Source organism: Pseudomonas sp. GW456-12-1-14-TSB6 (genome assembly GCF_059424205.1).
Window position 1 is genome coordinate 65422 of record NZ_JBWKZE010000018.1, and the last position, 11443, is coordinate 76864.

An 11443-nucleotide genomic window follows, 5' to 3' on the forward strand; every position below is an offset into this window, starting at 1 on the left:
AGTCAGTCAGCCTTCTTGGCAGCGGCCTTCACGGCCTTGGTGGTAGTTGTTTTCAGCTCCAGTCGACCGGCGCTGTGCAGCGCACTGGCCTCGACATCGAGCAGATCGAGTTCCTGGCCGACGCTCGACCAGTGCCCACCGCCGGTGGGGAATGGAACGAGCACGGTGTAGGTTTGGCGGGTTGCCATTTTTCGTTTCTCCATAAACGGGAAAGCCTCTCGTTGGGAGGGGCTTGGCGGGTGTTGAATGTGTTGGGCGGACAAGAAAATGCCCCGGGGTGCGGGGCGTTTTATTGAGGCTCGGAGGTCGGTGAAGCTGGCATGGAATCGGGCCAGCCCTCTTTGAGCATTTCATCGGAGTACGTGCCGTGCTCGATTGCTTGGAGCAACTCCAGTTCGCGATCGAAACAAGCCTGCACGTGCGCCCTGACAGCCTGCGCAATTGAGAGAATCTGTGCGGCACCGATTTCGACGAAACCGTTAAGGGTTTTAAAATTGCAGCGGTACTGCGGATCAAGTACTGCGGAGAGACCTGTGCTCGCGATCAAAGCCTGACTCTCACGAGAGGTCTCGATGCGCCATCCCTCTACGGCAATACCTGATGCTTCCCGGGCGAAACGCTCAGACGCAAACAGAGCCGCATAATCGGGTTCGATGTGAGGAAAAGGTAACTTGACCACCTCACCGTCAACCAACTTCCAGACACCGTCCCTCTCTGTTCTGGTCGCCAGAAATACTGCGTCACTGAGTTCAATCGCTTGTTCAGGAATAACGCTATGAATATCGGAGTCATACCGACCAGTCAGGTCTCCGTGTTCATCAAATGTTGCGAATTTCATAAATAGACCTCGTCACTCCGTTGTATTAGCGACCCACTGCAAAGTAGTAAAACTGTGCAGGTCCCTGACCCAGATTACGAATGGTCACGTTCGCTTTACTGATCCCTTTGATTTGCCCGATGTAGGTCGATCCGACGGGAGCGTCCACGGCCGTATTGGGGTAAGTGATAAATACTGACGGGTTGACCATTGGGTAGGCGACCGGAAACGCCTGCAAATAATTGGCTCCGGATGCGATGGCGGTCGTCATCCCCCACTGGAGGGTCAAGCCTCCGAGCCAGGTTGGGAAAATGACATAGCTGCCGCTCATGTCGCCGGAAACACTGATGGAGAAACCCCAGCGCATTTTTTTCGGGGTCACGAAGGTTTTATCGTCGGCACCTGCATCGACCTGTGCCTGGGTCGCTACCGTCGCAGTGCCTTGATTGAGTTCGGTAGCCTGCTGCGCCAGATCGGACAACGCTGCGACATCAATGCTTCCCTGATTGATCGGCGCGTTCCAGGCCTTGATGCACCACATCACTGCCAGGTTGCGTGGGCGGGTTTCTGTCGAAGTGCGTGCCACCCTCGAAGCATCGAACGACATATTGATGACACCGGTAGAGGCTGTGCCTGCGGGGAGTTGCGTCCCACCTGCCGCTGTCGCACTGAAAGCGCCGCCGACCGTGCCCGTTGCTGCAAGCTGAACACCGTTGTTCGCGGAATACTGCCCTGTGATGTTCTGAAGCGAGTCGAGTTGATAACTGCCGATTGCCCTGCCTGCATCGACACCGCGTCCGTGATCCCAACCTCGCAGGAACTCACCACGTGCTTCAGGCAACCGGAAGTTTCCGGCCCCCTCATCACCTTTGTTGTAAGTGGTGCCAAGATACGCCGCCAGATCCGGATAGGTTGCAATGCTCTGCACACTGCCATCCAGCTCAAGAAAACCAGGCGCAACGATCCCCGTCGGGAATGCCATGACGGCACCCACTGGAACGGCAGATCCGAGCCGGGAGACTTCCTTGACCAGAGCAGCTACGTCGATGTTTCCCTGATTGACCGGAGCGTTCCAGGCCTTGATGCACCACATGACGGCGATGTTGCGGGGGCGGGTTTCTGTAGCGGCACCGAAGTTATAGGTTCTTACACGACCGATACTCAGCTCCGCATTGTCACCTTCCGTGCGCAATACCCAGTCAGCCGCAGTATCCTTCAACACTACTGTCGGAATCTCTCCATTCGGGTCAACGGCCTGTCCACCTCCCGAGCCTGTCGGAAGAAAATGGTAGTGAGCCTTGAGACTGTCTGACTGAGTACTGCCAGATGCACGCCCGGCATCCACACCCCGCCCATGATCCCAACCCCGCAAGAACTCCCCACGCGCCTCAGGCAAGCGGAAATTCCCGACGCCCTCATCCCCCTTGTTGAACTTGCCACCCAGATAGGCGCTCAAGTCCGGGTAGGTCGCGCTGCTCTTGACGCTGTTGTCCAGCTCCAGAAAGCCCGGAGGTGGCGAGTCAACCGGGAACGCGACAATCGACCCCACCGGCAATGCCGAGGCCTTGGCAATCAGCGCCTCGACTTCAGCCTTGGTGTACGAATCCTTGATGCCGAAACCGGCCAGCGTGTCGGGATTCGAGCCGGCCGTCGCGCGGCCGTATTCGTCGACGCTCAGACTCTTGTAAGTCCCGGCGGCAATCCCGGTGCGCCCTGCCAGCATCTTGAATGTCAGCGCTGTTGTGCCAAGGGTAATCGGCGCATTGGTGGTCAGGTGCCACAGCGAATCGCCGTTGAGCGTCCCCTCCTCCACCATCACCGTCAGGCCCGGGGTGACCTTGGCGCTGACGTTGGCATCGTTGGCCCGAACCCAGTCGCCGTTGGCGACGATCCACAGGCCGTTGTCCTTGGCCAGGGTCTGGTTCGGCAGCAGCACGCGGTCGCCGGCGATCACCGCCACGCCGTCGATCTGCTGTGCACCGTTCAACACCACGTTGGCGGTGGCGGCGACACGTACCGATTGCTTGCCGTCGAGTTTGCCGAGTTCTTCGGCGAGGTAGCTCATGACCCACGCACGAGTGGCCTTGACCACGGTGTCGTCGATCAGCAGCGTCACCAGCGAGGCATTGCTGGTCTCGAAAATCGAGCGGATGTAGAACTCTTTGCCCGAGCCCGACGTGGCCAGCACCGGTTTGAACGACTCCGGGTATTTGACGATCGCGTAGAGAATGCCGGTGTCGGTCCACAGACCGGCTTCACGCACGTACCAGCCACCGACGTCCGGCGGGATGGTGACTTCGGCGAGCAGCCAGCTCGGGTTTTTCTCGTCCTGGAACAGCGCGTTGAGCGGTCCGCGCCAGACTTCGCGTTTCAGCGCAGTAGCCGTCGCGGCCGGGTTGTAGACCGCGCCGCCGCCGTCGCCGACGGAAATCTGCGTCAACTTGATCGGTACGCCCGCGGCCTTGCACGCCGTTTCGTAGGCAATCCCTGCGTTGGTGAGCAGGGTGTAATAGTCAGCCATTCAGGCCCCCTGAGGATAAATAGTGGATGTTTCGACGGTGTACAGCGCAGCCGCCATGAAGGCCTCGCCAGATGTCTCGAGCCCTTCGAGGAACACCGGATAGACCGTGGTCAGCTCACCGCAGAAAGTCGCGGCGCCGATGACGTGATTGCCGAAGGCGCTGAGGCCGACCGACACCGACAGCACGTCCCGCTCGCTCTTGGCGTCAGCCAGGCGCCGGTCGAGACGGGCGTCGATTTCTTCGCTGTAGGGTTGTTCGCTGAAGGCCCGCACGGAAAAGCTGTAAGGCTCGCCGGGCGGGGTCTGTTCGTACCAGGCGCGGATTTCCGGCCTGAGCTGCAAACCCTTGGCGGCGTTCTCCAGCGCCTTGCGAGTGCCGGCCTGGCGCGCGGTGGGCCAGGCCAGTTCGACGGTCAGGCGCTTTTCCTCTTCCGGTGCGTCGGTGCTCCATTCGGCAACCCCACGATCCGCCGCGAGATACGGCAGGAAGGCGACGGGGGTTGAGGCCGGGTTCATCAGTTCGGGAAACGGCGGCGCAACGCGATCAAGCAATGCGCCGAAGCCGATGTCGAGGGCCCGTTCCAGCGCCGAGCTGTTGGCCGGCAGCAGGGTCGGACGCGGTGTCTGATCGGTCATAGCGTCTGCACCTCGACCTCGACCGCCGTGCAGTACGGCGCTTGAAATGCGCTGCAGACGATGGGCGTCAGCGGTTCAAGAATCTGCAATTGCACGGCGCCGGCGCTGTGCAGCGTGTAGTCGATCCAGCTCGGGTCGACCCGGCCTTCCAGGCGATGGCAACTGTCGGCGTAGGCCTGCAAGTGTTGCTGCGCGGCGACCTTGGTCAGGCCCGAATCCGGGCCGGAATTGATCTTCGCCACCACGCGGATTTTGTAGCGCTGAATCTCGGCGGCCTGCACCGTTACCTTGTCCGTCTCGGGACAAACGTCGGGCCGTGCAAAGTGTCGACGCACGCCTTCGAGAAGAGTCGGGGACGGCGTCCCGTCGCCCTCGCGGGCAAGCACGGTAACTTGCACTTCACCCGGCGCGGTGCGACGGCCGTTACCGTCCTTGACCTGCGCGGCGAGGCCGTCCGGGTCGAAGGTGTAGGTGACGTTCACCACACCGGCCTCGGTGGATTCGACTTTCACTGTCGGCCGCTCGCCGAGGGTGAACACCTCGCGGCGATACTGCATCCGCGAACCTGCTGCCGGCGCATGGGGCGCCAGGTAATAGCGCAGCCGGGCATCGTCGTCGCTCTCGTAAATCGCCGGCACCGGCGGGAATGCCGCCGGATCGCCCGGGTCGAGCAACTGGCGCTCCAGGCCCATGTCCGCGAGCCGCGCATCAAGGTTGCTGCCGGTGGCCCACCACGCCAGCATCTGCTTGATGCGGGCGTTGTATTTGCGTTCGTGGGTTTGCAGGCGAACGCAGAACGCCTCAAGCGCCAGGGTCAGCAGCTCGCTTTCGTTTTCCAGGCTGGTCTTGAGTTTTTCCGCGCTCTGCGGCGAGCGGGCGCCGACGTACTCGACCACGAAGGTCTTGAACTCGGCGAGCAGATCCTCGAAGGCATCGACCTTGATCAAGGAGGGTTCGGCCAACTGATTCTGGCCGGGGATCAACATGCTCATGTCACGACCTCGAAAGTCTGTTGGCGGTTTTTCCAGGTACCGGCAAACCGCAGCAGCAAACCGGCGCCCTGTCGGGTGGCGACGATCACGCCGGGCTGGAAATCGCCGATGCCGTTTTGCGGGTTGTAGAACGCCTGGGCCGCGTGGCTCTGGGCGAGCAACAGGATGTCGTCGCCCAGGTTCTGCCCCAGCAGCGTGGGGATCAGCGAACCGTACAAGGGCCGTTTTTGCCGGGTGCCCAGCGGCGTGGTCAGAGCCCGGGTCGCGCGCTGCACGAATTGCAGCCAGTCGTCGACCGTGGCCCCGCTGTCTCTATCGATTCCGATCATGGGAAGCTCTTGATTCAGGGGCTGATGACGCGGCCCTGGTGATCCACCAACGGGCCGCTGAAGTGCACGCCCGAGGCGTCGATGGTCAGCCCGACCGCGCCCAGTTGCAGGTTGATCGCTTGCGGGGTCATCGCCAGCCGTGCCGGCCCGATGCTCAGCTCAAGCGACTCGCGAGAACCGTTGAAGGCGGCCGGGCCGTTTTGCCAATGCAGCGTGTGCGTGGCGTCGTCGTAGCCGCTTTCGCTGCCGTCCTGATGGACGCGACGAGTCAACGTCGGCACCGTCGAGGTCGGTGGAAAACGGTCACTGTTGAGGCCGAACAACGCCACGCTCTGCGCGCCGCTTTCGCCGCTGCCGTAGTTGAACAGCAGACACTGTTCGCCCACCGTCGGGATCCGCGACTCGCTCTGCGCACCGGCGCTGGGGTTGAAGAACTTGATGGCCGGTGTCAGCAATCCGCCATGGCTGACTCTGCAGGTGTTACTGGCGGCATCGACTTCCTGACAGATGCCGATGCGGCAATAACTTTCGGCACGCCGGTGCAGGTCTTCGATTTCCGCTTCCATCTCGGCCAGGCGTTCGATGATCGGGCCCAGCTGCATTCGCAGTAACGCGTCGAACATCGGTCAGGCCTCCAGCGTGGTGTATTGGTCGGGATCGTCGATGTCGCTGACTTCCCAGGTGCGGGCGAATTTCGGTGTGCCGAGCGGGTCGTCCAGCAAGGTCGGGCCCAGATAGAGGGTCTGGTTGAACGACAGCGTCCAGGCTTTGTTCGGCTGATCGGCGCGGATGAGCAATGACGGCATTCCATCGATATTCATCGGCAGATCGCATTGATCGCCGGACAGGCCCCAGCGGTTGTCGGTGACCAGATTCTTCAGGGCGGCGATCAGGTCACAGGCGGCAAACGCCGTGGCGGACAGCGCCGGAATGACTTGCAACGACAGCGTCAGCACATGGGCGATGCGCCCATTGGCGGCGCGCTCTCCCGGTGCATTTCGCTCGATGTCGATCAGCACCCAGGCCTTGTCGCCGGGGGCCGTGAAGTCATCGTGACTGCCGACCTGCACGTTCAGCTCGGAGCTGTTGCGCAAGGCTGTCGCCATCGCCATGAACAGTTGCGAAGGCTGCTGGATCGGTGCGGGCATGCTTGACCTCCTTTTTCTGATGTCCACGCGAAGTCCCGCCGCACGGCGTGCAGCGAGACAGGAAAGTGAGGGGTTATTGCGGATCGCGCGGCGGAACTTCGCAGACGCCGATGCGCTTGGCGGCCCAGCGTTCGTAAAGACCGATGGCCACGTCGGCACCGGCCATTGCGGTGAGACAACCAAATGCCCCAGCGGCCCAGATCGACAGCCCGGCGGCATACAGCAGCATGATCGCCGAGACACCGCAGATCATGCAGGCGCCGGAGCGCAAGGCCAGGCGCCGCAACAGTGACCAGCCGCGAGCGCCCTCCTTGTCGGCACGCCACATTTCGCCGGACACCCCGCCCACGACGGCCAGGAGGATGACCAGCCAGATCGGCATGTCCGCCAACGCTTGTTGCTCGTTTGTCATGTCACGCCTCCGTGGGTGATTGATGAGTGATGTGTGTGGGGTTCAATCGATTTCTCTTGAGGTAGGCATTCCAAAAAGCCCGGCAACTCGCCGGGCTTTTCAGTAATGCGCTCCTTCGCCTTCCTTCAATCCTGTGTACGAGAAGGAAGCTGACTTTTCGGCGCTACTGGCGCGGTACGAGTCCATTCAAATTGTTTTTCCGACCGCGGTCCCTGCCCGCCGGATAACTGCTTCTGGTGCTTTACGCTGCACACCCGGGTCAGTTGCCAACCCTCTGAACCGTTGAGGCCGGTTCATCGCTGCCTGTTCTTGTGGAACTAAAGAGCTGTTGTTGCCAGCCGCTTTGTCGAGCGGCTTGGTGGCAAGAATATGCATGGATGCATATACAGTCAATGCGTAAATGCATTTATTTATGCACAAGAAATGCGCGAATGCATGAAAGCCCCGCCATTCAAGGGTTAGCCGGTTTTCTACAGGCGAAAAAAAACCCGCCGAGGCGGGTTTTGTCAGCGAGGAATCCGGTTACCGGGCGTACATGCCCCACCAGAAGACGTGACCGAGGATGACGATCTGCTCTTCCTGCATGTCCTGAAAGCTGTAGTCCTCATCCGGGTGTTCATCGCGGTTGAAGCTGCGCAGACGGATACCGGTAGGCAGGCGATAGAGCTGCTTCACCCGAAGTTGACCGTTGTGGTTGATCGCATAAAGGTCGCCATCAATGATGTCGCCGATCCCGCATTTGCCGGCATTGACCCCGACCGTGGCGCCGTCGCGCAGCACCGGCAACATGCTGTTGCCCCGCACTGTCACGCATTTGGCCTGATCGAACTGCACACCGTTATGGCGCAGGCTGCGCTTGCCGAAGCGCAGGCTGGAGCGTTCGCTCTCTTCGATGACGAATCTTCCTGATCCAGCAGCCAATTCAACCTCGCGAAGAAAGGGCACCGACACCTCGTCGTCATCGACTGGCGTGTCGTCGTCCCACAGGCTTATGTCCTCGAGTTCGGAATGTAACTCGTCGCGTCCGCCGTTGGCGGCGGGCGCAACATCCGCGCGCCCGCGCAACTGATCGGTGCTCACGGCAAAGTACTCGGCGATCTTCGAGATGTGTTTATCCGAAGGATCGACGATCTTCCCGCTGAGAATCCGCGAGAGCGTGGATTGAGGCACGCCGGTGCGACGGTGGAGCTCCGTGGGGGAGATCCCGTGCTGGTCGAGCAGTGCTCTTAAGACGGTAGATACGTTGCGTTTTTGCATAACGCGCATAGTGCTTGAAGTTTTTCGCGAAGACAAATGCTGATTTGCATAAATCGTGCATGCTCGAGCTTTTGCGCCACATAGCTGTCACCCGGCCGCGATGCCTGCGTCCGACAGACCGCCCATGGTAACCTTGCGCCCATCGCGGAAAAGCCCGGCCACTGCCGCGCTTTTGCCCCACACCTTTGAACGAGTTGCCTGACAATCCGATGAATAAAGCCGTCTCCGACCTGTCCTCCCACACTCCGATGATGCAGCAGTACTGGCGCCTGAAGAATCAGCACCCGGACCAGCTGATGTTCTACCGCATGGGCGACTTCTACGAGATCTTCTACGAAGACGCGAAGAAGGCGGCCAAGTTGCTGGACATCACCCTGACCGCGCGCGGGCAGTCGGCGGGTCAGGCGATTCCGATGTGCGGGATTCCGTATCACGCGGCGGAAGGTTATCTGGCGAAGCTGGTCAAGCTCGGCGAGTCGGTGGTGATCTGCGAGCAGGTCGGTGATCCGGCCACCAGCAAGGGGCCGGTGGAACGCCAAGTGGTGCGGATCATCACCCCCGGTACGGTCAGCGACGAGGCGTTGCTGGATGAGCGTCGCGATAACCTGATCGCGGCGGTGCTGGGCGATGAGCGCCTGTTCGGCCTGGCTGTGCTGGACATCACCAGCGGCAACTTCACCGTACTGGAGATCAAAGGCTGGGAAAACCTGCTGGCAGAGCTGGAGCGGGTCAATCCGGTTGAGCTGTTGATCCCGGATGACTGGCCAAAGGATTTGCCGGCCGAAAAACGCCGTGGGGTACGTCGCCGTGCACCGTGGGATTTCGAGCGCGACTCGGCGCTGAAAAGTCTCTGTCAGCAATTCTCCACCCAAGACCTCAAAGGCTTCGGCTGCGAAACCCTGACCCTGGCCATCGGCGCCGCCGGTTGCCTGCTGGCGTATGCCAAGGAAACCCAGCGCACCGCCCTGCCCCATCTGCGCAGCCTGCGTCATGAACGGCTGGACGACACCGTGGTGCTGGACGGCGCCAGCCGCCGCAACCTGGAACTCGACACCAACCTGGCGGGTGGCCGCGACAACACCCTGCAATCGGTGGTCGACCGTTGCCAGACCGCCATGGGCAGCCGTTTGCTGACTCGCTGGCTCAACCGTCCGCTGCGCGACCTGACCGTGTTGCTTGCTCGTCAGACCTCGATCACTTGCCTGCTCGACCGCTATCGCTTTGAAAACCTGCAGCCGCAGCTCAAGGAAATCGGCGACATCGAGCGGATTCTGGCGCGGATCGGCCTGCGCAATGCCCGCCCTCGCGACCTCGCTCGCCTGCGTGATGCGCTCGGTGCGCTGCCTGAACTGCAAGTGGCGATGACCGATCTCGAGGCGCCGCACCTGCAACGTCTGGCGACCACCACCAGCACTTACCCGGAACTGGCGGCGCTGCTGGAAAAAGCCATCATCGACAACCCGCCGGCGGTAATCCGTGACGGCGGCGTGCTGAAAACCGGTTACGACAGCGAACTCGACGAGCTGCAATCGCTGAGCGAGAACGCCGGTCAGTTCCTGATCGATCTGGAAGCCCGGGAAAAGGCCCGCACAGGCCTCGCCAACCTGAAAGTCGGCTACAACCGTATCCACGGTTACTTCATCGAGTTGCCGAGCAAACAGGCTGAATCGGCGCCGGCAGATTACATCCGCCGCCAGACCCTCAAAGGCGCCGAGCGCTTTATCACCCCGGAGCTGAAAGAGTTTGAAGACAAGGCACTGTCGGCCAAAAGCCGTGCCCTGGCCCGCGAGAAGATGCTTTATGAAGCATTGCTGGAAGATCTGATCAGCCAGTTGCCCCCATTGCAGGACACCGCTTCGGCTCTCGCCGAACTGGACGTGCTGAGCAACCTCGCCGAGCGTGCACTGAATCTCGACCTGAATTGCCCGACGTTCGTCAGCGAACCGTGCATGCGTATCACCCAGGGCCGTCACCCGGTGGTCGAGCAAGTGCTGACCACGCCGTTCGTGGCCAACGACCTGAGCCTGGATGACAACACTCGCATGCTGGTGATCACCGGCCCGAACATGGGCGGTAAATCCACCTATATGCGCCAGACTGCACTGATTGTGCTGCTGGCGCACATCGGCAGCTTCGTGCCGGCAGCCAGTTGCGAACTGTCGCTGGTGGACCGGATCTTCACCCGGATCGGTTCCAGCGACGACCTCGCCGGCGGGCGCTCGACCTTCATGGTGGAAATGAGCGAAACCGCGAACATACTGCACAACGCCACCGAGCGCAGCCTGGTGCTGATGGACGAAGTCGGTCGCGGCACCAGCACCTTTGACGGTCTGTCCCTGGCGTGGGCGGCGGCGGAGCGTCTGGCGCAATTGCGGGCCTATACTCTGTTTGCGACGCACTATTTCGAACTGACCGTACTGCCGGAAGCCGAACCGCTGGTGGCCAACGTGCACCTCAACGCCACCGAGCACAACGAACGCATCGTGTTCCTGCACCACGTGTTGCCGGGGCCGGCAAGCCAGAGTTATGGCCTTGCGGTTGCGCAGCTGGCCGGTGTGCCAAGCGAAGTGATTGTGCGTGCTCGTGAGCACCTGAGCCGCCTGGAAGATACCGCGCTGCCGCATGAGGCGCCAAAACCGGCCGCCAAGGGCAAACCGGCGACACCGCAGCAGAGCGACATGTTTGCCAGCCTCCCGCATCCGGTGCTGGATGAATTGGCCAAACTGGATCTGGATGACGTCACACCGCGTCGTGCACTCGAAATGCTCTATGCACTAAAGAACCGGATCTAAGCACCGACGAACCGGATATAACGCAAACGGCTTCAAGCTGTTAGAATCTCGCGCGGTTTGGGATGCTGCTGGCTAATAGCCTGGCTGGCAGACATCGCTCCCGAACCTGGCGACCCCAACCGTGAAGGGGCAACGCTGCCGCCGCCTGAGGAGAAAATTAGAAATGACCTTCGTCGTCACCGACAACTGCATCAAGTGCAAGTACACCGACTGCGTAGAAGTCTGTCCGGTGGACTGCTTTTACGAAGGCCCGAACTTCCTGGTGATTCACCCGGACGAGTGCATCGACTGCGCCCTGTGCGAACCGGAATGCCCGGCCGTGGCCATTTTCTCCGAGGACGAAGTTCCGGAAGAAATGCAGGAATTCATTCAGCTGAACGTCGAGCTGGCCGAAATCTGGCCGAACATCACCGAGAAGAAAGAATCGCTGCCGGATGCCGAAGAGTGGGATGGCGTCAAAGGCAAGATCAAAGACCTCGAACGCTGATCTGTCCCGCGTTCGAATGAAAAGGCCCCTCGCGGGCCTTTTTGTTTTTGCG

General features: G+C 61.0%; 12 protein-coding genes. 2 read left to right on the forward strand and 10 right to left on the reverse strand.

Going from position 1 to position 11443, the window contains the following annotated elements; translation table 11 throughout:
- Positions 1-2 precede the first annotated feature (2 nt).
- The 10 genes from AC07Y2_RS17915 to AC07Y2_RS17960 form a co-directional block, all read right to left on the reverse strand.
- Positions 3-188: a hypothetical protein gene (locus AC07Y2_RS17915; protein WP_064593825.1), complete on the reverse strand. Its 186-nt coding sequence runs from the start codon at positions 186-188 to the stop codon at positions 3-5.
- Positions 189-289: 101 nt separating this feature from the next.
- On the reverse strand, positions 290-838 hold the full coding sequence (locus tag AC07Y2_RS17920) for a DUF4376 domain-containing protein (protein ID WP_103386543.1): 549 nt from the start codon (positions 836-838) through the stop codon (positions 290-292).
- Positions 839-863: 25 nt separating this feature from the next.
- Positions 864-3338, reverse strand: a complete 2475-nt coding sequence (locus AC07Y2_RS17925; protein WP_103386544.1) for a phage tail-collar fiber domain-containing protein — start codon at positions 3336-3338, stop codon at positions 864-866.
- A complete protein-coding gene (locus tag AC07Y2_RS17930) occupies positions 3339-3974 on the reverse strand; it encodes a phage tail protein I (RefSeq protein ID WP_103386545.1) in 636 nt (211 codons plus the stop codon).
- Complete coding sequence (locus AC07Y2_RS17935; protein ID WP_103386546.1) at positions 3971-4966, reverse strand: baseplate J/gp47 family protein; 996 nt, start codon at positions 4964-4966, stop codon at positions 3971-3973. Before AC07Y2_RS17935 ends, AC07Y2_RS17930 begins: the two co-directional genes overlap by 4 nt.
- Positions 4963-5295 carry a hypothetical protein gene (locus AC07Y2_RS17940; protein ID WP_007954853.1) on the reverse strand — a complete coding sequence of 111 codons (333 nt, stop codon included), beginning with the start codon at positions 5293-5295 and terminating at the stop codon, positions 4963-4965. Before AC07Y2_RS17940 ends, AC07Y2_RS17935 begins: the two co-directional genes overlap by 4 nt.
- A 14-nt stretch (positions 5296-5309) precedes the next feature.
- On the reverse strand, positions 5310-5918 hold the full coding sequence (locus tag AC07Y2_RS17945) for a phage baseplate assembly protein V (protein WP_039771230.1): 609 nt from the start codon (positions 5916-5918) through the stop codon (positions 5310-5312).
- Positions 5919-5921: 3 nt separating this feature from the next.
- Positions 5922-6443: a hypothetical protein gene (locus AC07Y2_RS17950; RefSeq protein WP_103386547.1), complete on the reverse strand. Its 522-nt coding sequence runs from the start codon at positions 6441-6443 to the stop codon at positions 5922-5924.
- A 73-nt stretch (positions 6444-6516) separates the two neighbouring features.
- Positions 6517-6855, reverse strand: coding sequence for a phage holin family protein (locus AC07Y2_RS17955; protein ID WP_039771226.1), 339 nt, complete (start codon positions 6853-6855; stop codon positions 6517-6519).
- 522 nt (positions 6856-7377) lie between these two features.
- Positions 7378-8112 (reverse strand): LexA family transcriptional regulator, encoded by a 735-nt coding sequence (locus AC07Y2_RS17960; RefSeq protein ID WP_103386548.1) that lies wholly within the window; start codon positions 8110-8112, stop codon positions 7378-7380.
- 209 nt (positions 8113-8321) lie between these two features.
- Here AC07Y2_RS17960 and mutS point away from each other — a divergent pair, with 209 nt between their 5' ends.
- On the forward strand, positions 8322-10904 hold the full coding sequence (gene mutS, locus AC07Y2_RS17965) for a DNA mismatch repair protein MutS (RefSeq protein WP_103386549.1): 2583 nt from the start codon (positions 8322-8324) through the stop codon (positions 10902-10904).
- A 163-nt stretch (positions 10905-11067) separates the two neighbouring features.
- On the forward strand, positions 11068-11391 hold the full coding sequence (gene fdxA, locus AC07Y2_RS17970) for a ferredoxin FdxA (RefSeq protein ID WP_007908827.1): 324 nt from the start codon (positions 11068-11070) through the stop codon (positions 11389-11391).
- Positions 11392-11443: the final 52 nt, after the last annotated feature.

Coding starts and splice junctions, on each gene's coding strand:
- mutS (WP_103386549.1), top strand. CDS start 8,322: ATGAATAAAGCCGTCTCCGACCTGTCCTCCCACACTCCGATGATGCAG.
- AC07Y2_RS17950 (WP_103386547.1), bottom strand. CDS start 6,443: ATGCCCGCACCGATCCAGCAGCCTTCGCAACTGTTCATGGCGATGGCG.
- AC07Y2_RS17955 (WP_039771226.1), bottom strand. CDS start 6,855: ATGACAAACGAGCAACAAGCGTTGGCGGACATGCCGATCTGGCTGGTC.
- AC07Y2_RS17920 (WP_103386543.1), bottom strand. CDS start 838: ATGAAATTCGCAACATTTGATGAACACGGAGACCTGACTGGTCGGTAT.
- AC07Y2_RS17960 (WP_103386548.1), bottom strand. CDS start 8,112: ATGCAAAAACGCAACGTATCTACCGTCTTAAGAGCACTGCTCGACCAG.
- AC07Y2_RS17940 (WP_007954853.1), bottom strand. CDS start 5,295: ATGATCGGAATCGATAGAGACAGCGGGGCCACGGTCGACGACTGGCTG.
- AC07Y2_RS17935 (WP_103386546.1), bottom strand. CDS start 4,966: ATGAGCATGTTGATCCCCGGCCAGAATCAGTTGGCCGAACCCTCCTTG.
- fdxA (WP_007908827.1), top strand. CDS start 11,068: ATGACCTTCGTCGTCACCGACAACTGCATCAAGTGCAAGTACACCGAC.
- AC07Y2_RS17925 (WP_103386544.1), bottom strand. CDS start 3,338: ATGGCTGACTATTACACCCTGCTCACCAACGCAGGGATTGCCTACGAA.
- AC07Y2_RS17930 (WP_103386545.1), bottom strand. CDS start 3,974: ATGACCGATCAGACACCGCGTCCGACCCTGCTGCCGGCCAACAGCTCG.
- AC07Y2_RS17945 (WP_039771230.1), bottom strand. CDS start 5,918: ATGTTCGACGCGTTACTGCGAATGCAGCTGGGCCCGATCATCGAACGC.
- AC07Y2_RS17915 (WP_064593825.1), bottom strand. CDS start 188: ATGGCAACCCGCCAAACCTACACCGTGCTCGTTCCATTCCCCACCGGC.